This window comes from Ancylobacter mangrovi, assembly GCF_024752355.1.
Taxonomy (GTDB): domain Bacteria; phylum Pseudomonadota; class Alphaproteobacteria; order Rhizobiales; family Xanthobacteraceae; genus Ancylobacter; species Ancylobacter mangrovi.
Window position 1 is genome coordinate 457033 of sequence record NZ_JANTHZ010000001.1, and the last position, 23424, is coordinate 480456.

The 23424-nt window shown below is 68.3% G+C and carries 19 protein-coding genes and 1 pseudogene; 9 read left to right on the forward strand and 11 right to left on the reverse strand.

Going from position 1 to position 23424, the window contains the following annotated elements:
• Nucleotides 1–46 precede the first annotated feature (46 nt).
• From NVS89_RS02150 to NVS89_RS02175, 6 genes are all read right to left on the reverse strand, one after another.
• A complete protein-coding gene (locus NVS89_RS02150; protein WP_258730828.1) occupies nt 47–2410 on the reverse strand; it encodes an arylsulfatase in 2364 nt (787 codons plus the stop codon).
• Between the two features lie 1082 nt (nt 2411–3492).
• Nucleotides 3493–3711 (reverse strand): hypothetical protein, encoded by a 219-nt coding sequence (locus NVS89_RS02155; RefSeq protein WP_258730829.1) that lies wholly within the window; start codon nt 3709–3711, stop codon nt 3493–3495.
• Between the two features lie 66 nt (nt 3712–3777).
• Nucleotides 3778–4074 (reverse strand): hypothetical protein, encoded by a 297-nt coding sequence (locus NVS89_RS02160; protein WP_258730830.1) that lies wholly within the window; start codon nt 4072–4074, stop codon nt 3778–3780.
• A gap of 255 nt (nt 4075–4329) precedes the next feature.
• Nucleotides 4330–4812 (reverse strand): nucleoside deaminase, encoded by a 483-nt coding sequence (locus NVS89_RS02165; RefSeq protein ID WP_258730831.1) that lies wholly within the window; start codon nt 4810–4812, stop codon nt 4330–4332.
• A 47-nt stretch (nt 4813–4859) separates the two neighbouring features.
• A complete protein-coding gene (locus NVS89_RS02170; protein ID WP_258730832.1) occupies nt 4860–5804 on the reverse strand; it encodes a putative antibiotic biosynthesis monooxygenase in 945 nt (314 codons plus the stop codon).
• A gap of 192 nt (nt 5805–5996) precedes the next feature.
• The gene (locus tag NVS89_RS02175) at nt 5997–6458 is read right to left on the reverse strand and encodes a BA14K family protein (protein ID WP_258730833.1); all 462 of its coding nucleotides are present in this window, start codon (nt 6456–6458) and stop codon (nt 5997–5999) included.
• Between the two features lie 198 nt (nt 6459–6656).
• Between NVS89_RS02175 and NVS89_RS02180 the strand changes: the two genes are divergently transcribed.
• Nucleotides 6657–7511 carry a glycosyltransferase family 2 protein gene (locus tag NVS89_RS02180; protein ID WP_258730834.1) on the forward strand — a complete coding sequence of 285 codons (855 nt, stop codon included), beginning with the start codon at nt 6657–6659 and terminating at the stop codon, nt 7509–7511.
• Nucleotides 7512–7684: 173 nt separating this feature from the next.
• Here the strand turns inward: NVS89_RS02180 and NVS89_RS22895 are convergent.
• From NVS89_RS22895 to NVS89_RS02200, 4 genes and pseudogenes are all read right to left on the reverse strand, one after another.
• Nucleotides 7685–8362, reverse strand: a pseudogene (locus tag NVS89_RS22895) (phosphatase PAP2 family protein); the annotation flags it as partial.
• A gap of 156 nt (nt 8363–8518) precedes the next feature.
• Nucleotides 8519–8824, reverse strand: coding sequence for a lipid-A-disaccharide synthase N-terminal domain-containing protein (locus NVS89_RS02190; protein WP_258731505.1), 306 nt, complete (start codon nt 8822–8824; stop codon nt 8519–8521).
• 5 nt (nt 8825–8829) lie between these two features.
• Entirely contained in the window at nt 8830–10572 is a 1743-nt protein-coding gene (locus tag NVS89_RS02195) for an ArnT family glycosyltransferase (RefSeq protein WP_258730835.1), read from the reverse strand.
• A gap of 189 nt (nt 10573–10761) precedes the next feature.
• Nucleotides 10762–11199 carry a GlcG/HbpS family heme-binding protein gene (locus tag NVS89_RS02200; RefSeq protein ID WP_258730836.1) on the reverse strand — a complete coding sequence of 146 codons (438 nt, stop codon included), beginning with the start codon at nt 11197–11199 and terminating at the stop codon, nt 10762–10764.
• 215 nt (nt 11200–11414) lie between these two features.
• On the opposite strand from NVS89_RS02200, the gene NVS89_RS02205 reads away from it, so the two are divergent.
• The 3 genes from NVS89_RS02205 (at nt 11415) to NVS89_RS02215 (ending at nt 14382) form a co-directional block, all read left to right on the forward strand.
• Nucleotides 11415–12398, forward strand: a complete 984-nt coding sequence (locus NVS89_RS02205; protein ID WP_258730837.1) for a TRAP transporter substrate-binding protein — start codon at nt 11415–11417, stop codon at nt 12396–12398.
• 116 nt (nt 12399–12514) lie between these two features.
• Entirely contained in the window at nt 12515–13066 is a 552-nt protein-coding gene (locus NVS89_RS02210; protein WP_258730838.1) for a TRAP transporter small permease, read from the forward strand.
• Nucleotides 13063–14382 carry a TRAP transporter large permease gene (locus NVS89_RS02215; RefSeq protein ID WP_258730839.1) on the forward strand — a complete coding sequence of 440 codons (1320 nt, stop codon included), beginning with the start codon at nt 13063–13065 and terminating at the stop codon, nt 14380–14382. The genes NVS89_RS02210 and NVS89_RS02215 overlap by 4 nt, the downstream gene beginning before the upstream one ends.
• A gap of 441 nt (nt 14383–14823) precedes the next feature.
• Here the strand turns inward: NVS89_RS02215 and NVS89_RS02220 are convergent, their stop codons facing one another.
• Entirely contained in the window at nt 14824–17793 is a 2970-nt protein-coding gene (locus tag NVS89_RS02220) for an FAD-binding and (Fe-S)-binding domain-containing protein (RefSeq protein WP_258730840.1), read from the reverse strand.
• A 229-nt stretch (nt 17794–18022) separates the two neighbouring features.
• On the opposite strand from NVS89_RS02220, the gene NVS89_RS02225 reads away from it, so the two are divergent.
• The 5 genes from NVS89_RS02225 to NVS89_RS02245 all read left to right on the forward strand — a co-directional run bounded on the left by NVS89_RS02225 (nt 18023) and on the right by NVS89_RS02245 (nt 23361).
• Entirely contained in the window at nt 18023–19228 is a 1206-nt protein-coding gene (locus NVS89_RS02225) for a pyridoxal-phosphate-dependent aminotransferase family protein (RefSeq protein WP_258730841.1), read from the forward strand.
• Between the two features lie 129 nt (nt 19229–19357).
• A complete protein-coding gene (locus tag NVS89_RS02230) occupies nt 19358–20044 on the forward strand; it encodes a GntR family transcriptional regulator (RefSeq protein WP_258730842.1) in 687 nt (228 codons plus the stop codon).
• Nucleotides 20045–20406: 362 nt separating this feature from the next.
• Nucleotides 20407–21159, forward strand: a complete 753-nt coding sequence (locus NVS89_RS02235; protein WP_258730843.1) for a GntR family transcriptional regulator — start codon at nt 20407–20409, stop codon at nt 21157–21159.
• Between the two features lie 109 nt (nt 21160–21268).
• Nucleotides 21269–22540 (forward strand): CaiB/BaiF CoA transferase family protein, encoded by a 1272-nt coding sequence (locus NVS89_RS02240; protein WP_258730844.1) that lies wholly within the window; start codon nt 21269–21271, stop codon nt 22538–22540.
• Complete coding sequence (locus tag NVS89_RS02245; protein WP_258730845.1) at nt 22540–23361, forward strand: enoyl-CoA hydratase/isomerase family protein; 822 nt, start codon at nt 22540–22542, stop codon at nt 23359–23361. Before NVS89_RS02240 ends, NVS89_RS02245 begins: the two co-directional genes overlap by 1 nt.
• Nucleotides 23362–23424 lie beyond the last annotated feature (63 nt).

Consider the following 23424-nt stretch of genomic DNA (forward strand, 5'->3'; position numbering starts at 1 on the left):
AATCCTGCTAGCGGTATACGTCGCGCACCCGCGCGCCGACGGGGCGTTATTTGAGGTCGATGACCACCTCGTCGATGCCGCCGGTGAAGCGGAAGGGCGGCTGGTAGCTGTTCGCCACGGGCGATCCGCTGTCCTCGCCGATGCCGAACGTTTCGATGCCGAAGCGGCCGGGCACCGTCTTGTGCACGGGGCCGCTGCCGACCTGCCGGTCGTTCACATGGAGCGTCACGGTCCCGCCCTTCCCCGTCTCGCCCGAAGCGCCGTCATAGGCGAAGTCCATCCGGACGGTGGACTTGCCCGCGGGCACCGGCTCGGCCGAGACGATCTCGCTGCGATCCTCGTCGAACCAGTTGTAGTGGTAGACGAGCTTTCCTTCGCGCACGAACAGCGCAAAGCCGGAGGAAATGCCGCCTTCCGCGACGATGATCCCTTCCGCACCGTCCTGCGGCACCTCGATCCCGGCCGTAATGGTGTGCGACTTGTTCTTGGTGTTGGGCGCGGCGGTCTCGGCGAGCCGCGTGGCACCGGCATAGAAGACGAAATGCGTGCGGCCGGGGTCCGAGGGCGTCGGCTTGGGCTCGAGGAGCCGCTGGGCGCCGCGGTCGTCGAGGGGATAGACGTGGTATTTGTCCGCCTCCTCCCTGAAGAGTGCCTTCATCTCCTTGAGCTTGTCCGGCATCTCGGCCGCCAGATCGACGGACTCGCTGTAGTCTTCATTGAGGTTGTAAAGCTCCCAGCGATCGAGATTCCAGTTGCCGGGCGCGTAGTCCTGGCGCCAGGGCAAGGTGTGCTGGGCATTCGCCTTCCAGCCGCCGTCATAGATCGACCGGTTGCTGAACACCTCGAAATATTGCCGGGTCCGCACCTCCGGCGCCTCGGCGCTCTCGAATGTCGAGAGGAACGACACGCCATCCATGGGCTTCTGCTCGATTCCGTCCACGCTCTTCGGCGCCGGCAGGTGCGCCGCCTCCAGCACGGTCGGCAGGACGTCGATCAGATGGGTGAACTGCGGCCGGATTCCTCCGGTATCGCGGATGCGCGCGGGCCAGGAGACCACCATCGGATTGCGGGTCCCGCCGAGATGGGAGGCGACCTGCTTGACCCACTGGAACGGCGTGTTGCCTGCCCAGGCCCATTCCACCTGATAGTGAGGCTCTGTCTTGGGGCCGCCGAGTTCGTCGAGATGCGCGGCGATCTCGGAAAGGTCCTGCTTGGCGAAGCCGTTGAAGATCTTCACCTCGTTGACGGTGCCGTCGAACCCGCCCTCCGAGCTCGCGCCGTTGTCGCCGACGATGTAGATGACGAGCGTGTTGTCGGCGTCCGGCAAGGCGTGGATGGCATCGACCAGCCGGCCTACCTCATGGTCCGTAAAGGCGAGATAGCCGGCATAGTTCTCCATGAACGCGGCATAGACCTTGCGCTGGGTGTCGGTCAGGCTGTTCCACGGCCGCGCCCAGTCCGGGCGCGCCGTGAGCCTGGTCCCGGGCGGGACCACACCCAGGGCGAGCTGGCGCTTGAAGGTCTCGTCCCGCATGGCGTCCCATCCGGCGTCGAACTTCCCCTTGAACTTGTCGCGCCACTCTGTGGGCGGCTGGTGGGGCGCGTGGGCGGCTCCCGGAGCGAAATAGAGGAGGAACGGCTTCTGCGGCGCGACCGACTTCGAATAGCGCATCCAACCGATGGCCTTGTCGGTCATGTCCGTCATGAAATGGTAGCCCTGAGCGGGCGACCTGGCCGGCTCGACCGCGGTCGTGTTCTCGAACAGGACGGGATAGTACTGGTTGGTCTCTCCACCGATGAAGCCGTAGAAATAGTCGAAGCCGAGGCCGGTGGGCCAGCGGTCGAACGGCCCGACGACGCTGCTTTCCCAATCCGGCGTGTTGTGGTTCTTGCCGAACCACGCGGTGGAATAGCCGTTATACTTCAATATCGAGCCGATCGTCGCGGCGCTGCGCGGGATCAGGTTGTCATAGCTCGGATAGCCCGTCGCCCATTCCGCCAGGAAGCCCGATCCCGAATTGTGATGGTTGCGTCCCGTGATCAGCGACGCGCGGGAGGGCCCGCAGATGGCGGTGGTGTGGAACTCGGTGAAACGGAGCCCCTCGGCGGCGAGCGCATCGAGGGAGGGGGTCGGCACGGGTCCGCCGAACGTGCTCGTCTGCCCGTAGCCGACATCGTCGAGCAGGATGAGCACCACATTGGGCGCCCCTTGCGGCGGCGTTGGAAGCTTCGGCCAGTCCGCCGTCGATTCCTTGTAGGTCTCGCCGATGGTGCCGCCAAATGGCGGAAGCGGCATCGGCAGCACCGTGCGGTCCGGTTGAAGTGTATCGGAACCCGTTCCCTGAGCGCTCGCGCCCGTCGCGCCGAAGCTGGCGAGTACGAGGCTGACCGCGAGACAAAGCGTCTTCATAACACCCCCCGTGGAGATGCCGCGCCTGTTGTCGGCTCATTCTTCGCGCCGACAGCTTATATCCAAATCGAACCCGCGAAAATCTCTAAACGTCCGGGTGAATACGAGCGCTATTACCGGACTTACCGGGCGGAGATCTCACCACGCCTCCAGCGTCCGCTACGGCAGATCGGGGCCATTCTCATCGCTGTCGCCGATATGTCTGCCTGTCCCGCCGCGCGTCGGCCAACCCCTTCCGGATAATCGGCTTCGGCGGACGAAGCGGGCCGCCTCGCTCGGCAACCGGTGCGCTCGCATGCGGGCATCCGGACCGAGGCCGCGTGCGGATGGCTCCTGGAGATCGTCATGCGCGCCCGCAAGCACGCTGCCAGCCTCACGTGCCGCGCGGCGGGTCGATTCCCCAGGCTCTAACGAAGCCCAGACCGCATTCCAGGGATGGCAGGTGACTCGCCGCCCCTTGCGGCGTCGAGCGCGCGCGAAGGGGGCGTGGCGGGTGGGCCGTCGGGAAAGGGAGAAGGCGCCGCGACGATTCCCGCGAGGCCGGTCATTGTCAGTCAGCGCTGCAGCCGGCGGAATTCTTCCATTCGTTCGCGCGTGTCAGGTGGCGGCGTCGGTCCTCTCGGGTCGACCGCACCGCCATTCATCTCAATCGCGACAGCCGGCCACAGGCGTTCCACCAGGGCAGGTATGTCCGCTTCCGCAACGCGGGCGCGTCGCAGGTCGAGCTCGCACTGAGCCCGAGCCCGCTGCTCGGATTTGTCCATTGTTTCAATCGAAGCGTTGCCGCCGGCGAGCGCCCGGCGTGGGTAGGTGAGCCCGATGCACGGCTACACGCCCGGCGGGCGCTTCGTCACGGGCACGGCAATCGGCCGCTACCGCCCTCCGGGCCGCCGGCAGAACTGCCGGGCCGGGTCCGCCGCGTGGTCCCGATTGGAGGCGGGACGATCGATCACGGCCGGAAGAAACAACGTTAACACGATACCCGATGTCTGCCTAATGCCGGATGCGCGAGCGCACCTCGGCCCGGACATCGTATTCCGCCTCCCGGGCGTCGAAAGCCCGGACGGCGCAAGGGGCGGAGATCATTGCGTCCGCACCACGTGGCGGTAGCGCTCGGTGAGGTGGTCGATCTCCTCCGCCGAGAACGGCCATTCGCCTTCGACGGTCTGTCCCTGGTAGATCTCGGCGGCGATAACCGGCCAGTACTGATCGACGAGAGTCGCCAGTTCCTCTCCCGAATAGCCCACGCCCTGCAAATCGACCGCGCACAGGGCGCGGGCTGTCGCTTCAATCCTCTTCATTTCGTGAAGATTAATTCTTTCGTCGCACCCTCACTGCCCACTAGTGCGCATAAGGGCGGCGATATTCTACCGCCCGTCCTTTTCCCGCGAGAGCCGCTCGGGATGGAGCAGGCGGAACGTAAGTCCGGCCGGGGTGAGATCGCGAATCTCGATCGGCGCCGAGCGCTCGGAAGCCAGCACCAGCGTGGCGCGGCGCGCGGCGCGCGCCTCGATCATGATCGTCACCTCCGCCCGCAGCACGCCCTCGGCAAAGGAGGGGGCACCGGCCGTGTCGGGACGGCGCAGGGTGATCTCGTAATCGGCAGTCGAGGAAGCGAAGGCCGTGCGCAGCCATCCGCTCCCGGCCAGCACGGTGGTAGGCATGGGATGTCTCCCGGAGACGGTCCCGATGGATTCGGGCCGATTTGTTTTCGTTTTGAAGAAGGCAAACGCGGGACCCTGGTCCTTGTTCCGGGCGCGCAGGACGAAATGAAAGTACCGCTCGCCGGCACGCGCGAGCCCTCGCCCGCGCTTTGGCCGCAAGGCGCGCATCGCCCGTTGCCGGGGGCTGGACGAAGGCCCGGCCGCCCCGCTCGAGCTTCGAGCCCGAAGATGGCGGGGCCGACCCTGCCGACCGCCTCAATAGGGCACGCGGTCGACCTTGTTCTTGTACTTCTTCCACACCTCGACCGCCTCGGGCTGCATGATCTGCACGCAGGTGATGGAGCGCTCGGCGGTGGGCTTGCGGAGCTCCTCGTAGATCATGCTGTCGTCGAAGTCGCCGTATTCCAGCGCGTCCGCATTGGTGGAGGCATAGAAGACGCGCTCGATGCCGGCCCAGTAGCAGGCCGCCATGCACATCGGGCAGGGTTCGGCGCTGGTGTAGAGCGTGGAGTTGGGCAGCTTGAAGCTGCCGACCTTCTTGCAGGCCTTGCGGATCGCTTCCATCTCGCCGTGCCAGGTCGGGTCGTTCTCGGCCACGACGCGGTTCGCGCCCTCGCCGATGATCTCGCCATCCTGCACGATGACGCAGCCGAACACCCCGCCGGCGCTGTCGACCAGCGCGGTCTTTTCGGAGAGCGCGATGGCCCGGCTCATGAACTTCTCGTCGTCGGCGGTCATTTCGGGTTCCTCGTTGACAGGGGTGCTGCACGTCCGCGCCGTGATCCTCACAGGAACAGCAGCGACATCAAGCCCAGTTCGCCGGCATAGATCGTCAGCACCGCCGCCGCCCCCAGCGCCTCGATGCGCGCGCGGTGCCCTTCCGTGGGCCGCAGCCACCATCCCATGCCGGCGCGCGCCAGCCCGACCAGCGGCCAGGACACCAGCGCCACGCTGATCGCATTGCCGACGAAGGTCGCCACCGCGACGGGAAGACCGGCCAGATGCGGGGCGAGGAAGCGGATCTCCAGCATCACCACCGGAAACAGCACCATCAGCACCAGCGCCGTCTGCTTCCATGCCGGGGCGCCGCCGGCCTGCGGGGAGAACCACTCGCCGAAGCCCGCCGCGAGGCGCCGGCTGTGCCAGTGCGACATGGCGGGGTCGGCCCGGCCGAGCAGCGCGCCGCGCTCGGGCGAGTTCATCCAGCCGTCGAGCGCGGCCGGCGTGTCGAAGCGGACCAGGGCGGTCCAGCAGGGGATTTCGGATGAGAGCGGGGCCTGCACGAGCGTGCCCATATAGCCGGGAAAGCGCGCCTGCGCGGCCTGCATGGCCTCGCTCCAGCCGAGGAACTCGGCCTCACGCCCCGGGGCGACGGTGGTGGTGATGACCTCCGTCACCGCGGCGGCGGCGTGGAAGTCCGGGGCCGCCTCCTCGACGATCGGCACGTCACCGTCCTCGCCCATCGGCGCCAGGCCGGCGAGGAGCGCGACCCGGCCGGCATCGCCCATCCAGCCCTCGAGCGCGGCATGCGTGCGGAAGCGCTGGATCACCTGCCAGCGCGTCGCGCGGGCATAGGCGGGAATGAACTCGATGCTGAGGAAACCCTCGAAGGACGAGGCATGGCGCGCGAAGGCGGCCTGCCAGTCGGCGAACGGCGCCTCGGCGCCCTCGCGCAGCGCGACGCGGGTCGCCACCGCGCTGACGGCAGCGCGCGCGAGCTCGGCCGTCATCCACCTTCCCCCCGCCCCCGGCAACGGCGTCGCCGCGCGCGTCATAGTGCTGGAGAAAGGCCTCATCCCGCAATGGCCTTGTCGGCCGCGGGCGGACGTTTCACACAGAAGGCAAGGCACCCTCCCGACATGGCTGGAGCCCGGCGGGAACCGGGCTCCAGTGTCACGTCAATGACGGGTTCGGGCGATCGCTCAGTAGGGCGAGACGCACTGCTGGCGCGGCCCGTTATAGGGCTGGAACGTGTTGTCCGAGACCCGGTAGGAGCGATAGCGGTTCTCACACCACGCGATGTGCGCATTGCCGCCGCTGGGCGCCGCATAGCGCGGGGCCGCAGCCGCCGCACCGAGCGCCCCGCCGATCACCGCACCGGCGGCGAAGGCGCCGGCCGGGTACCACCAGCCATTATAGCTGCGGTAGCCGGGACGGTAGTAGTTGTACCCGCGATATCCGTTATAATAATGACGGCCGCCGTGGTAGTAATAGCCACGCCCCCGGTGAGGACCGGGAGGGCCGTAGCGTACCGCTCGGACCTTTTCGATCTGGGAAGCGGGTGCCGCAACGGCATTCAAGCCGAACGATGCCGCGGATGCAGGAGCTAGACTTGACGTAACGGCAATCACGCCAGTCGTCAGCGCAATCATGATCTTCTTCATTGTATTAAACCTCCGAAGATACGACCCATGCTTTAAGGCTACCGAGGTGCAGATGAATGCGGCCTGAATGGATTCTGTTCGAGTCATGGCGGGTCGTTTGCCGGTCTTCGCAAGATAACTCCGCAAGGGGCCCGTCGGTTTCATCACGGCTTCACCAAGTCCCGACACGGTCGGTGTGAGTGCCCGGAGCAAGACAATATGCGCATTTCCATCGTCATCCCTGCCCTCAACGAAGCCGGCAACATCGGCCGGCTGGTCAGCGAGACGTTCCAGACCGTGCCGGCGGACCAGCTCGGCGAGATCATCGTCGTCGACGACTGCAGCGACGACGGCACCGGCGCCGAGGTGAAGGCGCTCGCCGCGACCCGCGACGGGCTGCGCTACCTGCGCCACGCCAGCCGCGCCGGGCAGAGCGCGGCGCTGCGCACCGGCATCCTCGCGGCGCGTTTCCCGGTCATCGCCACCATGGACGGCGACGGGCAGAACGATCCGGCCGACATTCCTGCCCTGCTCGCCCGCCTCGCCGCGCCCGGCACCGATGGCCCGGCGCTGGTGGGGGGCATCCGCGCCAAGCGCCGGGCCACCGGCTCGCGGCGCGTCGCCTCGCTGCTCGCCAACCGGCTGCGGGACTTCCTGCTCAAGGACGACTGCCCGGACACGGGCTGCGGCATCAAGGTGTTCTGGCGCGAGGCCTTCCTGCGCCTGCCCTTCTTCTCCGGCATGCACCGCTACCTGCCGGCGCTGTTCATCAGCTACGGGCGCGAGGTCGCCTATGCGCCGGTCGGCGACCGGCCCCGGCTCGCGGGGCAGTCGAAATACACAAATCTCGGCCGCGCCCTGATCGGCATCTACGACCTCGTCGGCGTATCCTGGCTCAGGAAGCGCACCATCGTCCCGCTGATCGCCGAGGACAGCGGCGCGGCGATCCCGCTCAGGAATGGCGCCGCCCAGCCGAATGACGGCCACGAGACCGCCGGGAGCGACACCCGCGCCAGCAGCAGCAGGACGGCGGCGAGCACGGACGATGCCGCCGCGCCCACCGGCACGAGCTGAGCGCCCAGCGCCGCTCCGCCGCGCTCCAGGCCCCGGCCGACGCCGGAGAGCAGCGCGGCGAGCGCCCGCGCATGGGCGGACCTGTTCGCCCGCCATTCCAGCCCGATCCGCGTCAGCTCGGCCTCCAGCCGCTCATTGGAGAAGAGCCCGGCGTGGTCCTCGTGGAAGATCCGCCGCAGCGCGACCGCGAGCGTCAGCGTCAGGCCGATCGAGATGGTGATGTCGGACATGAAATGGGCGCCGGCCACCACCCGGTTCATCGACACCACGGCGACGGCGACGACCAGCATCGCTCCCACCGGGCGGCGCCAGGGGCGCGGCGCGTAGAGCGCGAGCGGCAGCAGGCAGGTGGCGATCGCCGCCTCGCCGGAGACGAAGGAGCGGTTCACGAACAGGTGCTGGCCCATCGACCAGGCGTCGACGAAGGACAGGTCGCCGCCGAAATCGGCGACGTTCTTCGGTCGCGGCCGGCCCCAGAAGGTCTTCAGCACGCCGTTCACCAGCAGCGCCGGGCCGAGCAGGTAGAGGCTGACGAAATAGAGCGAGAAGCGCGGGGGGAACAGGCACGGGCGCAGCGGATAGACCAGCTTCATCCCCAGCCCGATGCCGAGCACCGCCACGAAGCCGACCGAAAGGTCGCTGGCCGCCGAGCGCAATTCGCGCAGCAGGCCGATATGGGCGAGCGGGAAGCCCTCGCCGGGAACGTAGAACTGCCGCGTGACCGTGAGGTCGACGCAGGGCGCGATGATGAACAGCGCCGAGAGGCCGATGGTGAGATAGAAGACGACCAGCGCCGTGTTGTCGCGACAGAAGTCGTGGACAGCCCCCACGACCGCCTTCAGCACGCTCATCCCGCCTCTCCGCACAGCCGCCCGACCCGGGGCCAGAGAAGGGCATGCGGATGAAGCGCCGATGAAAGATGGATGAAGCGGGGATAAAGGCCGGGGTTTTCCCCCGGGCGCGTCATTCGTGTCGCAGCGCGCTCCGGATCGGCAGCCTTGCGGGAATCAAATGCCGGGTTCGGCGCCGGCTTCCTCGACGGTGCGGCCGGCGCGCTCGCGCAGCACGAAATAGATGTTGCGGGCATAGATCAGCAGGCCCGCTGCCTGCCCGACCATGAACACCGGGTCGCGGCGGTAGATGGCGTAGGCGAGCAGCGTCAGCCCGCCCGCGAGCGAGAAGCCCCAGAATGCGACCGGCACCACCGAGCGCCGCGCCCGCTCGCTGGCAATCCATTGCACCAGGAAGCGCATGGTGAACATGGCCTGGCCGAGAAAGCCGATCAGCAGCCACGGCGTGAGGGAAAGCGACATGATGCTCACGGCCCTTTCGTGCCGGCGCCGTCGGGCGCGACGAGAAGATCGAGTGTCAGAAGGCGGCCATTGCCGAGATTGAGGCCCTTCACCGTGTCGAGCGTGCGGGCGGCGTGGCCGAGCTCGGCGAGCCGCGCGTCGAAGCCCGGGCGCTGGCGCTCATCCACCACCGCCACCCGACAGCCGGGCCCGGCGAGGAAGTCCGCCGCCTGGGCGCCGCCGCCGGTCTGCGTGCCGGTGCCGATATCGAACAGCAGGCTCGCCTCGGAGAAGCCCGCCACCATCACCTGCGGATCGGGGCAGGCGACGTCGGCGGCGATGGCGGCGGCGAGGCGCGGCGAGGTCCACAGCAGGTCGAGCCGGGGCGCCACCACGCCGAAGCCGAGCGTGTAGAGCACGATCGCCTGCGCCAGCAGCACGCGGTAGGCGCTCGCCATGCCGGCGCGAACGGCCTGCCAGATCACGATCGCGCCGATCGCCGCGGCGAGGATGGCGAGCACCACCGCCTCAGCCGGCACGCGCGATTCGAACCAGTAGAACGCCGCCGCCAGCGCGAGGCCGGACACGATTCCCCCCACCGCTGCCATCACCACCAGCGTGCGCATCCACCAGGACGGCCGGTCGAGCCGGCCGGAGGCGAGAGCCGCCCCGGCGAGCAGCGCGATCGCCGGGTAGGCCGGCAGCGTGTAGTGCGGCAGCTTGGTCGCGGTCAGCTCGAACACGATCCAGAACGGCACGATCCAGGCGAGGCAGAAACGCACCGCCGGTTCGCCCCGGTTGGCCCACACCCACGGAATCGCCGAGACGGCGAGCGCAGCGCCGGGCCAGAAGATGACGAGGAAGGCGGCGAGATGCGCGCCCGGCGGTGCGCCATGCGATTCCTGCCCGGCCGCGACCTTGCCCAGCAGGTCCTTGCCGATGGCCTCGTGGAAGAAGTCGGCGCCCGAATGCGCGGCGATGGCGATCAGCCACGGCAGCACGATGGCGAGCATCAACGGCACGCCGACCAGCGGGCGCAGCCCCTTCAGCCAGCGCCAGTCGCGGTCCCACAGCGAGACGCCGATGGCGGTGAAGGCGGCCAGCATCGGCGCGATCGGCCCCTTGATCAGGATCGACGCGCCCATCGCGCCCCAGAACAGCAGCGGCCAGCCGAGGGCGAGCCGTTCACCCCGAGCCAGATAGAGCCGCGCCAGCACGAACTGGCCGGCGAGCGCGCAGGCGAGCAGCGTCGCGTCGGTCTTGGCGAGGCGCGATTCGCCGCCGAGCACGATGCAGGCCGCGAGCAGGCTCGCGCCCCAGAAGGCGGCGCGGGCCCCGAACAGCCGCAGCCCGACCGCATGGGTCAGCAGCACGGCGAGGCAGGCGGCCAGCAGCGAGGGGATGCGGTAGGCCCAGATCGGCGCCTGCGCGCCCATGCCGGTCATCTCCACCGCCGCCGCCTGCAGCCAGTAGATGCCGATCGGCTTCTTGTAGCGCGGCTCGTCGCCGAGGCGCGGCGTGATGAAGTCGCCGCTCTCCACCATCTGGCGCGTCGCCTGGGCGAAGCGCGCCTCGTCGCGGTCGATCACCGGAAGGGTGAAGAAGCCCGGCAGCACGCAGGCGAGGAAGAACAGCACCAGCAGCAGCCGGGCGCGCCAGACATGCGCCTCCTCGTCCACCCGGATCGCCGACGGCACGCGCCCGCGTGCCCGCGCCTCATCCGCGCGCGGACCGGACTCACGCGCCCCAAGCTGCGCAGCTTCGCTCATTGCCTCTGCGACCCCGAAAGCCCTTCGCGCACTTGTCCGCCCCACCGGCGCGCAGTCTAACCGACAAAGGGCTTCCTTGCTGGCTTCGCGTGACCACGGTGTGACCGCCGCGCGGCACAAACGCGGCGGAGACCGCGGCACCGCCCCGCAGGCCGGCGCCGCAGTCGCCCGAATTGAGTGCGGCGCGCGTCAGTCGGCGCCGGGATCCGCCGTGAAGCCGGCCGCCGCGATGCCCGCGCTCGCCGCCGCTTCGTCATTGTCGGAGGTGTCGCCGGAAATGCCGACCGCGCCGAGCAGCGCACCGCCGGCGTCGCGGATCAGCACCCCGCCCGGCACCGGCACCAGCGCGCCGCCGGCGACATGGCTCACGGCCGCCACGAAGAAGGCCTGCTCCTTGGCGCGCTTGAAGATCGAGCGCGAGCCCATGCCGAGCGAGAGCGCGCCGAAGGCCTTGCCGTGGGCGACCTCGAAGCGCTTGAGGCTGGTGCCGTCCTCCGCGGCGGCCGCCTTCACCGCGCCGCGCGCGTCCAGCACGACCACGGCCATGGGCTTGAAGTTGCCCTTTCGGCAGTGGTCCAGGGCGGTGGAAAGAATGGTCTGGGCGGCGGCGAGGCTGAGGTCAGACATGCTTTTTTCCTATCTCGGCAGGCGTCGTTGAGGGCCCCGAATGTCTCTTTCGTCCCTCATGCGTCAAGTCTCGCCTTGCCTTCCGCGCGGATTTTTGCATTCATAATTAGTAGTGCGGAATGAGCGTCACCGTCCCGAGGGGATTCACGCCGTCCACGCCACACAACGAGACCGGAGGAAATCCGGCCCGTCGAGGAAACCAAGAGGAGCTTGTCATGATCCGCTTCGCGCGAATCGTGTCGGCGGTTGCCGGCACCGTTCTGCTTGCATCCGCCGCGACTGCAGAACCCATCGAGATCAAACTCGGCCATGTCGGCGAACCCGGCTCGCTGTTCGACCAGACCGCCCAGGAATTCGCCAAACGCGCGAACGCCAAGCTGGGCGATGAAGCCAAGGTCGTCGTCTACGGCTCCAGCCAGCTCGGCAACGACAGCGAGCTGCTGAAGAAGCTCAAGCTCGGCACGGTCGATCTCGCCCTGCCCTCCACCGTCATGACCACGGTGGCGCCGGAATTCGGCCTGTTCGAGATGCCCTATCTGGTCAAGGACCGTGACCACGCCGCGAAGATCCGCGAGGCGATCATCAAGCCGGTGCTGGTGCCGATCGCGGAGAAGAAGGGCTACACGATCCTCGCGACCTGGGAGAACGGCTTCCGCCAGATCACCAACAACACGCGCCCGATCGTGAAGCCCGAGGACCTCAAGGGCATCAAGCTGCGCGTGCCCAAGGGCGTGTGGCGCGTGCGCATGTTCCAGGCTTACGGCGCCACGCCGAGCCCGATGGCGCTCTCCGAGGTCTTCGTCGCGCTGCAGACCGGCGTGATGGACGGCGAGGAGAACCCGCTCGCCCAGATCTATCCCTCGCGCTTCCAGGAAGTGCAGAAGTACCTGTCGATGAGCGGCCACGTCTACACGCCGGCCTACCTCACCGCCGGCCGGAGCTGGTCGCGCCTGCCGCCCGACGTCCAGAAGAAGATCGCCGAGACCGCGGTCGAGATGGAGCCGGTCGCGCTCGAGATCGCCGCCAACCTCGACAAGGAGCTGCTGGGCAAGCTCAAGGAGGCGGGCATGCAGGTGAACGAGGTCGACAAGCCGGCCTTCATCGCCGCCAGCAAGCCGGTCTACGAGGAATTCGCCAAGGAAGTCCCGGGCGGCCAGAAGCTGATCGACGACTCGCTGGCGCTCGCCAACGGCTCCTGATCCCGCTCGCCTGACAATTCCGGCGGGGGCGACGCCAGTGCGTCCCCGCCGCCTTCCGCCGTCCCGCCGCGGCGCGACCGGCGGGCGTTCGACGCCACGGCCCATGGAAGAAAAATATGCATGCAATCAGAAGGATCTATGACCGGATCCTGGAAGTGATCGCCGCGCTGCTGATGGCGGGCTTGACCGTCATCATCGTTCTCGGCTTCGTATTCCGGACCCTCGGCATCTCGCTCGTCTGGTATGACGAGGTCGCCTCCATCGGCTTGTGCTGGCTGACCTATTACGGCAGCGCGCTGGCCGCCCTGCGTGGCGCCCACATCGGCTTTCCCGGCATCGTCAACGCCTTCCCGCCGGGTCTGCGCGTCGCAGCGACCATCTTCTCCGAACTGGTGGTGCTCGCCTTCTTCGGCATCCTCGCCGTCACCGGCTACGAGGTGCTGGACATCCTCCAGGGCGACACGCTGGTCTCGCTTCCCTCCGTCTCGCTGGTGGTGACGCAGTCGGTCATCCCGATCACCGCCGTGCTCATCATCATCGCCGAGCTCCTGCGCTTCCCCGATGATCTCGCGGCCGCGCGCGGCGCCGGCTTCGAGGACCACGAGCTCAAGGAAGCCCTCGAAACCCTCAACGAGCCCACCCCGGCCAGCACTGGAGCCGCCCGATGACCGGCACGATCGGCCTCATGTTTGTCGGCCTGTTCGCGATGGTTCTGCTGAACGTGCCGATCGCCATCGCGCTCGGCATGGTTGCGGTGATCGCGATCTGGCTCGGCCAGGGCGTGGACATGCTCCCCAACGTCTCCCTCGTCATGTTCGAGGGTGCCACCAACTTCCCGCTGCTCGCGATCCCGCTGTTCATCCTCGCCGGCGGCATCATGAACTCGTCGTCGATCTCGCAGCGGCTGATCAACCTCGCTTCGGCGATGCTGGGCTTCATCCGCGGCGGCCTCGCCATGGTGACGATCGGCTCCTCGATGTTCTTCGCCGAGATCTCCGGCTCGGCCGTGGCCGGCGTCGCCGCGCTGGGCTCGCTGCTGATCCCGGCCATGAAGAGCCGCGGCTACAGCAAGGAGTTCGCGGCCGCCATCTCGTCCTCCTCGGCGAGTCTCGCGATCATCCTGCCGCCCTCGATCCCGATGATCCTCTACGCCGTCATGGCGCAGGTCTCGGTGGTGAAGATGTTCATCTCCGGCCTGCTGCCCGGCCTGCTGGGCGGCGTCGGGCTGGCGGCGGCGAGCTGGTACTACGCCGTCAAGAACGACTTCCCGGTCGAACAGCGCTTCGCCTTCAGCCGCCTCGTCACCGCCTTCCGCGAGGCGCTGTGGGCGCTGATGCTGCCCGTCATCATCCTCGGCGGCATCTTCGGCGGCATCGTCACCGCCACCGAGGGCGCGGCGGTCGCGGTGCTGGCGGCGCTGTTCATCTCGGTCGTGATCTATCGCGAGCTGAGCATGAAGGCGCTCTACCGCTCGCTGATCGACAGCGCGCTGCAGACCGCCGTGGTCATGCTGCTGGTCGCCGCCTCGGCGCTGGTCGGCGTGTTCCTGACCGAGAGCCGGGTGCCGCAGGCGCTCGCCCACTCGATCGCGCAGATCACCACCAACCCCTACATGGTGCTGCTGCTGCTGAACGTGCTGTTCCTGATCCTCGGCATGTTCCTGCACTCGGCCGCGGCCATCATCCTGACCGTGCCGATCGTGCTGCCGCTGATCCAGCAGGTGGGTATCGACCCGGTGCATTTCGGGCTGGTGCTGACGCTGAACCTGGCCATCGGCCAGCAGACCCCGCCTGTCGCCTCGGTGCTGATCGCCGCGTGTTCGATAGCCAAGGCCGACATATGGCAAACGACAAAGGCCAATGTCGGCTTCCTGATGGTGCTGGTCACGGTGCTCCTCATCTGCACCTACGTGCCGTGGCTCGCCCTGGCGCCGACCCAGTGGTTCTACGGCGACCCGACGATCGGCGTGATGCCGGTCAACTGACCCGTAAGGGTGACTGCCCTTCTTGCCCGCCTCCCCGGCCACCGTGCCGGGGAGGTTTTTTTTATGTCTGAAGCAGCACGGGCTGCCGGGTCGGCCGGCGTGGAGTGCTCTTGCTGGGCCTAGCGTCGCCTCGCGGACGCGAGTGAGAGCGCTCCCGGGCATCGCGCTGACGACCCGTGGCGTCCTCGGCAAATGTCACAGGACACGCGCAGCGGCGGCATGAGTGCCGCTCTGGACAAGAAGTGGGCGCCGGCGGTGAGGCGCCATTTCCAAGCTGAACGCGAACGCAGCGGTGACACCCATGTCCGTGACCCGCGAGGCGCCACGGAAATGGTCTGCCCCGGTCAGGGGCCCGCAACGCCCACACGAAAAAGGCCGCCGGCGAAACCGGCGGCCTTCAGCCAGGAACGATGACGGCCGGGCCGAGCCCGGCCGGCCGCGTTACTCCGCCGCCTGGAGCTCCCGCTCGGCGACGCGGGCGGCGGCGAGGCTCTTCGCCAGCACCTGCACCACATGGACCGCGTCGCGGTCCGCGCCGTCGTGGATCTGGTGCCGGCAGGAGGTGCCGTCCGCCACCACCAGCGTGCCCGGCTCGGCCTTGCGCACCGCCGGCAGCAGCGAAAGCTCGGCCATGGCGATCGAGGTGTCGATGGTCTCCGCGTGATAGCCGAACGCCCCGGCCATGCCGCAGCAGCTCGATTCCACCGTCTCCACCTTCAGCCCGGGCACCAGCCGCAGCGCCTTCTCCACCGCGCCCATGGCGCCGAAGGACTTCTGGTGGCAGTGGCCGTGCAGCAGCGCCTTCTCGGCGATCGGGGCGAGCGGCAGGTCGAAGCGGCCGGCGTCGATCTCGCGGGCGATGAACTCCTCCAGCAGCAGCGCATGGGCGCTGAGCCGCTGGGTCTCCTCGCCCGGCAGCATGGAGGGCAGTTCGTCGCGGAAGGCGAGCAGGCAGCTCGGCTCCAGCCCCACCACCGGCACGCCGCGGGCGATGAAGGGCGCGTAGGTCTCCACCACCCGCGCCGCCTCCGCCCGCGCCTGGTCGACGAGGCCGGCGGAGAGGAAGGTGCGCCCGCAGCACAGGGCGCGGTTCTTTCCGTCCACCGGGCGCGGCATGTGCACCCGGTAGCCGGCGGCGATCAGCACCTCCAGCGCGGCGACGATGTTCTCCTTCTCAAACCAGCGGTTGAAGGTGTCGGCGAACAGCACCACTTCGTGGCCGCCCTCCGGCCCGAACACGCTCTGGTGCTCGTGGAAGGCGTCGGCGCGCCAGCGCGGCAGCGAGCGGCGGGCGCTGAACTGGGCCACCTTCTCGGAGAGCCTGGCCGCGCCGGGAAGCTGGTCGCGCAGGTTCAGCAGCCACGGCACCTTCGAGGCCACCGCCGCATAATGCGGCAGGTAGGCGACGAGGCGCTGGTGCAGGCTGATGCCCTTGGCCTTCGCCCGCGCCGCCAGCGCCTCGATCTTCATCTTGGCCATGTCGACGCCGGTCGGGCATTCGCGCCGGCAGCCCTTGCAGGAGACGCATAGCTTGAGCGTCTCCATCATCTCGTCGGAGGCCAGCGCGTCCGGGCCGAGCCGGCCGGAGATGGCGAGCCGCAGCGTGTTGGCGCGCCCGCGCGTGACGTCGCGCTCGTTGCGGGTGACGCGGTAGCTCGGGCACATGACGCCGGCCACCGCCTTGCGGCAGGCGCCGTTGTTGTTGCACATCTCGATCGCGCCCTGCAGGCCGCCGCCCTCGCCGGAATAGCCGGTCCAGTCGAGCGCCGCCTTCATCGGCGGAACCTTGTAGTCGGGTGCGTAGCGGAACAGGCTGCGATCGTCGAATTTCGGCGGATGGACGATCTTGCCCGGATTGTAGAGCCCTGCCGGGTCGAACCGCTCCTTCACCTCCTCGAAGGCGCGCACGAGGCGCGAGCCGAACATCTTCTCGTGGAACTCGGAGCGCACGATGCCGTCGCCGTGCTCGCCCGAATGCGAGCCCTTGTACTCGCGCACCATCTCGAACGCTTCCTCGGCGATGGCGCGCATCGCCTTCACGTCCTTCTCGAGGCGCAAATTGAGCACCGGGCGCACATGCAGGCACCCTTCGGAGGCGTGCGCGTACCAGGTGCCGCGGGTGCCGTTCTTCTCGAACACCTCGGTCAGGCGCGCGGTGTAGTCGGCGAGGTGCGGCAGCGGCACGGCGCAGTCCTCGACGAAGGAGACCGGCTTTCCGGCCTGCTTCATCGACATCATGATGTTGAGGCCCGAGGTGCGCACATCGGCGATCGCGGCCTGCAGCCCCGCCTCGCGCACCGGCACCACGCCGCCCCACTTCGCGCCCGGGCGGTCCCAGCCGAAGCCGAGGTCGCCCATGGTTTCCTCGAGCAGCTTGAGGCGGCGCTCGTTCTCCGCCTCGTCCTCGGCGAACTCGACCAGCAGGACCGCGTCCGGCGTGCCCTGCACGAACTGCTTGAGCGTCGCCTGGAACATCGGGATCTCGCTCGCCAGCGCGAGCAGCGTGGAATCGACCAGCTCGACCGCGATCGGCTTCAGCTTCACCAGGTGCTGGGCGGCGTCCATCGCCTGGTAGAAGCTGCCGAAATGGCAGGCGCCGATCACCTTCTTGCCGATCACCGGCCAGAGCTTCAGCTCGACGCGGGTGGAGTAGGCGAGCGTGCCTTCCGAGCCGACGAGGATATGCGCGAGGTTGTAGCCGCGCTCATTGGGCACCAGCGCGTCGAGATTGTAGCCGCCGACGCGGCGCTGCACCCGCGGGAAACGCTCGGCGACCTCGCCGGCCTCGCGCGCGCCGATGTCGAGCAGGTCGCGCGCCAGCGGCGCCAGCGGCGAGTCGAAAGGCAGGCCCGACAGATTGTGGTCGACCTGGCCGAAATGGGCCTTCGAGCCGTCGGCAAGCATGGCGTCGATCGAGATCACATTGTCGCGCATCGTGCCGTAGCGCAGCGAGCGCCCGCCGCAGCTGTTGTTGCCGGCCATGCCGCCGATGGTGGCGCGGCTCGCGGTCGAGACGTCGACCGGGTACCACAGGCCGTGCTGGCGCAGCTGCCGGTTCAGGTCGTCGAGCACGATGCCCGGCTCGACCACGCAGCGCCGGCCCTCGAGGTCGAGCTCGAGGATCTTGTTGAGATGCTTCGAGCCGTCGATCACCAGCGATTCATTGATGGTCTGGCCGCATTGCGAGGTACCGCCGCCGCGCGGGGTGACCGGAATCCCTTCCGCGCGCGCGAGCGCGATGGCGCGCTCGGCCTCCTCGGCATTGCGCGGTACGACGACGCCGAGCGGCATGATCTGGTAGAACGAGGCGTCGGTCGCGTAGCGGCCCCGGTTGAACCGGTCGAACCACACATCACCCGAGACTTCTGCCTTCAGGCGCCGCTCCAACCCGGGCGCCAGACGTGCAGCCATGATGCTTTCCTTCCCTGCATCCCACCGGTTCGCCGCCGCGCGGTCCCCGGTGGACTTAATCGCATTTTGCATTCATAATTCATTTATGCAAGATCAAGGGGCCGACGGCGTGTCGCCCGGCCGTGGTCTCCGGCGAGGAGCGACCACGCGACACGGACCACGCAGACGGATCACTTGCAGGTCAGAAACCGGACGCGATCGACGACCGCGCCGCCAAGGGAGAGAACCTATGTCCACCAATGCCGCCCGGGTCGCGGGTCGCCACTTCCTGCAGATCCCGGGCCCGACCCCGGTGCCCGACCGTATCCTGCGGGCGATGGACATGCCGACCATCGACCACCGCGGGCCGGAGTTCCAGAAACTCGGCCGCCGCGTGCTCGAGGGCATCAAGACCATCTTCAAGACCGAGAACCCGGTCATCATCTACCCGGCTTCCGGCACCGGCGCCTGGGAAGCGGCCCTCGCCAACGTGCTCTCGCCCGGCGACAAGGTGCTGATGTTCGAGACCGGCCATTTCGCCACGCTGTGGAAGAACATGGCCATCAAGCTCGGCCTCAAGCCCGACTTCATCCCCTCCGACTGGCGCATCGGCGCCGATGCCGAGGCGATCGAGGCGAAGCTGCGCGAGGACAAGAATCACGAGATCAAGGCGGTCTGCGTGGTCCATAACGAGACCTCGACCGGCTGCATCTCGCTCATCCCCGAAGTGCGCAAGGCGATGGACGCCGCCGGCCACCCCGCGCTGCTGCTGGTCGACACCATCTCCTCGCTGGCCTCGATCGACTTCCGCCACGACGAGTGGGGCGTCGACGTCACCGTCTCCGGCTCGCAGAAGGGCCTGATGCTGCCGCCGGGCCTGTCCTTCAACGCCCTGTCCGACAAGGCGCTGGCCGCGGCGAAGAAGTCGTCCATGCCCAAGCTGTTCTGGTCGTGGGAGGAGATGCTCCCGCACAACGAGAAGGGCTTCTTCCCCTACACACCCGGCACCAACCTGCTCTACGGCCTCGCCGAGGCGGTCGACATGCTGCACGAGGAGGGCCTGGAGAACGTCTTCGCCCGCCACGACCGCCATGCCGAAGCCACCCGCCGCGCCGTGCGCGCCTGGGGCCTCGAAGTGCTGTGCCGCGAGCCGAAGTACTACTCGTCCTCGCTCACCGCCGTGCTGATGCCCGAGGGCCACGATGCCGACGCCTTCCGCGAGAAGACGCTGGCGCATTTCGACATGTCGCTCGGCACCGGCCTGACGAAGCTGAGCGGCCGCGTGTTCCGCATCGGCCATCTCGGCGACACCAACGACCTGACCATCCTGGGCGCGCTCTCGGGCGTCGAGATGGGCCTGTCGCTGGCCGGCGTTCCGCACAAGAAGGGCGGCGCCCAGGCGGCGATGGACTATCTGACCGAGCGTGCGGCCAAGCCGATGAAGGCCGCCGCCTGAGGCGGACGGCACTCCTCGGTGTGAGTGCTTTTGTCCCGGCCGGCTTGCCATTGTTGCCGGCCGGGGCGATTTAGGGTCGAATTACGACTGGTTCACCGCCGCAGCGTGCGGCATCGGAGTTCCCGCCGGATGGCGATGTCGGATACGGCCATAATTCGTCGGCGCAGCCTGCATGACGAGCTCGCCGCGCAGCTCCGCGACATGCTCGTCAGCGGCGAGCTGCGGGCCGGCGACAAGATTTCCGAGCAGAGCCTGTGCACGCGCTTCGGGGTCTCGCGCACGCCGCTGCGCGAGGCGCTGAAGGTGCTCGCCAATGAGGGGCTGCTGATCCTCTCGCCGAACCGCGGCGCCAGCGTCGCCCGCGTCAGCCCGGAAGAGGTCGACGAGCTGTTCCCGATCATGGGGGCGATGGAGGCGCTGGCCGGCGAGGCCGCTTGCGCCCGCGCCACCGATGCCGACGTCGCCACCGTCCAGGCGCTGCACGACGAGATGATCCGGGCCTACCAGGCGGGCGACGCGGTCGCCTATCTGCGGCTCAACCGGCAGATCCACGAGACCTTCTTCGACATCGCCGGCAACCAGGCGCTGTTGCAGCTCTATCACACGCTGATGGTGCGCATTCACGCCGTGCGCTTCATCGCCCAGAAGTCCAGCGCGCGCTGGCGCGAGGCGGTGGAGGACCACGAGGCGATGATGGCGGCACTGAAGGCGCGCGACGGCGTCCGCCTCGGCGCCATCCTCAAGGAGCACCTGCGCCACAAGGCGGCCATGGTGCACGAATCGCTCGGCCCCGCCGGCAGCCAGGCGGCCGAATAGCTCGGCCTGCGAGCGGCCTCCTCCGCCCGGCCCTTGCCGCGCTCCCTGCGGCGCCGCCCGCGGGCACCCTTCTCTCCCCTTTTGTGCTACCTTCGCGCGTGGTGGACATAACGTCCGCCGGCGGCGCCTCCGCTGCGCCGGCCTCGCCGGGCGATTTCCCGCGCGCCTTGAACCGTCCTTTTCCGGATCCCATATCTAATTATTGATGCAATCACCCCGATCGGTTAGGTTGCGTTCGGAAGCAGGAAGGTGGCCTTTCCCGCCCGGAACGTTCGACCGAGCGGCTTTCCGGGGCCGGCGATTCCCGTCTATCCTGCCTGAAGGGAACGCACGGCTCGCAGAAGCCGCCGAGGAAGCAGAGAATGCCGAGTAGTCCGCTCGTCCGCCATTCACTTCACGAATCGCTCGTGGCCCCGCTGCGGGAAATGATCCTGCAGGGCGAGCTGCGCGCGGGCGAGAAGGTCCCCGAGGAACAGCTCTGCGAGCGCTTCGGCGTCTCGCGCACGCCGATCCGCGAGGCGCTGAAGGTGCTCGCGGCGGAAGGTGTGCTGCAGATCCTGCCGCATCGCGGCGCCATCGTCTCGCGCATCACCGAGGAGCAGATCGACGAACTGTTCCCGATCATGGCCTCGCTGGAGCGCCTTGCCGGGCTTCTTGCCTGCGAGCGGGCAAGCGACGCCGACATCGCGCGCGTGCGGACGCTGCACGAGCGCATGATGGTGCATTTCCAGAACGGCGAGGAAGTCGAGTATCTGCGCCACAACCGGCTGGTCCACGAGGCGCATTTCGAGATCGCCGGCAACGCCACGCTGTCGGCCTTCTATCAGCAGATCCTGACCCGCATCCATGCCTGCCGCTTCGTGGTGCGCAAGAGCCGCGAGCACTGGGCGGCGGCGGTGGCCGAGCACGAGAAGATGATGGCGGCGCTGGAAGCCCGCGACGGGCCGCGCCTCGCCGCGCTGCTCGAGGGCCATGTCACCGGCACCACCTCCGGCATCGCCCGGGCCTTCATCAACCGGCTGAACGAACAGCAGCCCTCCCCCGCCCCCTCCGACCGGATGGGCGCGCGGGCCGGCACGCGTGGACGCAAGACCCAGAGTTCGCTCAGCGTCTGAGAGGCATCCTCCCTAGCGGAGGAAGCCAAGTTTTGCGTCCGTAATTATTGATTGTGAATTCGGGTGGATGGGCTGCGGCCCCGAGGCCCACGTCTAGAGAGGAAAGCCCATGAGCGATGTTCTGGACCAGACCCGGGACAAACCCGAGGCAGCGCCCCAGCGCCAGACCGATTCCGCCACCGCCGGCCGCCCGCTCCCGCTGGCGGGGGTTCGTGTGCTCGACGTCAGCCAGGTGATGGCCGGCCCGTATAGCTGCATGCTGCTCGGCGATCTCGGCGCGGACGTCATCAAGATCGAGCCGCCCGGCACCGGCGACCAGACGCGCGGCGCCATGGGGTTCAAAATGAAGGGGCCCGACAGCATGGGCTTCCTCAACATGAACCGGAACAAGCGCTCCGTGGCCATCAACCTCAAGACCGATGCCGGCCGCGAGGTGTTCTACGAGCTGGTGAAGTCCGCCGACATCATCATCGAGAACTACCGCCCCGGCGTGATGAAGAAGCTGAAATGCGACTATGACACCGTCGCCAAGTTCAATCCGCGCCTCGTCTACGCCTCCATCTCCGGCTTCGGCCAGACCGGCCCCTGGGCCACCCGTCCCGGCTTCGACCTGATGGCGCAGGCCATGTCCGGCGTGATGAGCGTCACCGGCCATCCCGGCGGGCCGCCGGTCAAGGCGGGCGTGCCGGTGGCCGATATCGGCTGCGGCCTGTTCGCGACCTATGCCGTGCTCGCCGCCTATATCGGCGCCAAGAACACCGGGCAGGGCCAGTATATCGACGCCTCGCTGTTCGAGGCCGCGCTCGCCTTCTCGGTCTGGGACATCTCCGAATATTGGGGCCGCGGCACCCAGCCGGTGCCGCTCGGCACCGCCAACCGGATGACCGCGCCCTACCAGGCGGTGAAGTCGAAGGACGGCTATTTCGTCATGGGCGCCACCAGCCAGAAGCTGTGGCTGCAGCTCTGCGAGACCATCGGCCGGCCGGAGCTCGCCGAGGACCCGCGCTTCAAGACCATTCCCGACCGCCTCGACAACCGCGAAGTGCTGATCGAGGAGCTGGAGAAGAGCTTCGTCACCCGCACCTCGGACGAGTGGGTCGAGACGCTGCTCGGCGTCGGCATTCCCGCCGGCACGATGTACACCTATCCGGAAGCCTTCGAGAGCGAGCACGGACGGCACCGGCAGATGCGCATCGAGATCGATCATCCCAATGAGGGCAAGGTCTCCAATATCGGCTTCGCGGTGAAGCTCACCGGCACGCCGCAGCAGGTGCGCCTGCACCCGCCGCTGCTCGGCGAGCATACGCAGGACGTGCTGAAGGAGATCGGGCTCGACGCCGCCGCCGTCGAGGGCTTCACCGCGCGCGGAGCCTTTTCCTGATGAACGTCGCCGCGAAAGCCGAAGCCGCCGCCCCGAACGCGAAGCCCGCGGCCGACCAGGGCCGCGTGCATCTGGCCATCGACGGGCCGGTCGCCCGCATCACCTTCGACCGGCCGGCCGCGCGCAACGCGATGACCTGGCGCATGTACGAGGAGCTTGCCGAGGCCTGCCGCACGGTCGAGGCCTCGCGCGAGGTTCGCGCGGTGGTGCTGCGCGGCGCCGGCGGCAAGGCGTTTGTCGCCGGCACCGACATCGACCAGTTCCGCGCCTTCTCCTCCGGCAATGACGGCATCGCATATGAGGAGAAGGTCGAGTCCTTCGTCGGCGCGCTCGAGGGGCTCTCCGTGCCCACCATCGCGGTGGTGGAGGGCTGGGCGGTCGGCGGGGGCATGGCGCTCGCCAATGCCTGCGACTTCCGCCTCGCCACGCCCGGTGCGCGCTTCGGCGTGCCGATCGCCCGCACGCTGGGCAACTGCCTCTCCGCCTCCAACGTGCAGCGCCTCGTCGCCACGCTCGGCCTCGATCTGGTTCGGCGCATGCTGCTGCTGGCCGAGATGCCAAAGGCGGAGGAGATGCCGGCCGGCTATGTCAGCATCGTCGAGCCGGAGGAGATCGACGCCCGCGTCGACGAGCTGTGCGCGCGGATCGCCGGCAACGCGCCGATCACCCTGCGCGTGACCAAGGAGCTGATCCGCCGGCTGGCCCACGACCCGCACGCGCCCGACGCCGACCTGGTGCGCCTCACCTATGGCAGCGCCGACTTCCACGAGGGCGTCGAGGCCTTTCTCGCCAAGCGTCCCCCGGAGTGGCGCGGCGAATAGCCCTCTCTCGAAGAGCAACTGAAAAGGCCGGCACCCCGCCCGGGATGCCGGCCTTCCTTTTTC

Coding starts and splice junctions, on each gene's coding strand:
- NVS89_RS02150 (WP_258730828.1), bottom strand. CDS start 2,410: ATGAAGACGCTTTGTCTCGCGGTCAGCCTCGTACTCGCCAGCTTCGGC.
- NVS89_RS02155 (WP_258730829.1), bottom strand. CDS start 3,711: ATGAAGAGGATTGAAGCGACAGCCCGCGCCCTGTGCGCGGTCGATTTG.
- NVS89_RS02160 (WP_258730830.1), bottom strand. CDS start 4,074: ATGCCTACCACCGTGCTGGCCGGGAGCGGATGGCTGCGCACGGCCTTC.
- NVS89_RS02165 (WP_258730831.1), bottom strand. CDS start 4,812: ATGACCGCCGACGACGAGAAGTTCATGAGCCGGGCCATCGCGCTCTCC.
- NVS89_RS02170 (WP_258730832.1), bottom strand. CDS start 5,804: ATGACGGCCGAGCTCGCGCGCGCTGCCGTCAGCGCGGTGGCGACCCGC.
- NVS89_RS02175 (WP_258730833.1), bottom strand. CDS start 6,458: ATGAAGAAGATCATGATTGCGCTGACGACTGGCGTGATTGCCGTTACG.
- NVS89_RS02180 (WP_258730834.1), top strand. CDS start 6,657: ATGCGCATTTCCATCGTCATCCCTGCCCTCAACGAAGCCGGCAACATC.
- NVS89_RS02190 (WP_258731505.1), bottom strand. CDS start 8,824: ATGTCGCTTTCCCTCACGCCGTGGCTGCTGATCGGCTTTCTCGGCCAG.
- NVS89_RS02195 (WP_258730835.1), bottom strand. CDS start 10,572: ATGAGCGAAGCTGCGCAGCTTGGGGCGCGTGAGTCCGGTCCGCGCGCG.
- NVS89_RS02200 (WP_258730836.1), bottom strand. CDS start 11,199: ATGTCTGACCTCAGCCTCGCCGCCGCCCAGACCATTCTTTCCACCGCC.
- NVS89_RS02205 (WP_258730837.1), top strand. CDS start 11,415: ATGATCCGCTTCGCGCGAATCGTGTCGGCGGTTGCCGGCACCGTTCTG.
- NVS89_RS02210 (WP_258730838.1), top strand. CDS start 12,515: ATGCATGCAATCAGAAGGATCTATGACCGGATCCTGGAAGTGATCGCC.
- NVS89_RS02215 (WP_258730839.1), top strand. CDS start 13,063: ATGACCGGCACGATCGGCCTCATGTTTGTCGGCCTGTTCGCGATGGTT.
- NVS89_RS02220 (WP_258730840.1), bottom strand. CDS start 17,793: ATGGCTGCACGTCTGGCGCCCGGGTTGGAGCGGCGCCTGAAGGCAGAA.
- NVS89_RS02225 (WP_258730841.1), top strand. CDS start 18,023: ATGTCCACCAATGCCGCCCGGGTCGCGGGTCGCCACTTCCTGCAGATC.
- NVS89_RS02230 (WP_258730842.1), top strand. CDS start 19,358: ATGGCGATGTCGGATACGGCCATAATTCGTCGGCGCAGCCTGCATGAC.
- NVS89_RS02235 (WP_258730843.1), top strand. CDS start 20,407: ATGCCGAGTAGTCCGCTCGTCCGCCATTCACTTCACGAATCGCTCGTG.
- NVS89_RS02240 (WP_258730844.1), top strand. CDS start 21,269: ATGAGCGATGTTCTGGACCAGACCCGGGACAAACCCGAGGCAGCGCCC.
- NVS89_RS02245 (WP_258730845.1), top strand. CDS start 22,540: ATGAACGTCGCCGCGAAAGCCGAAGCCGCCGCCCCGAACGCGAAGCCC.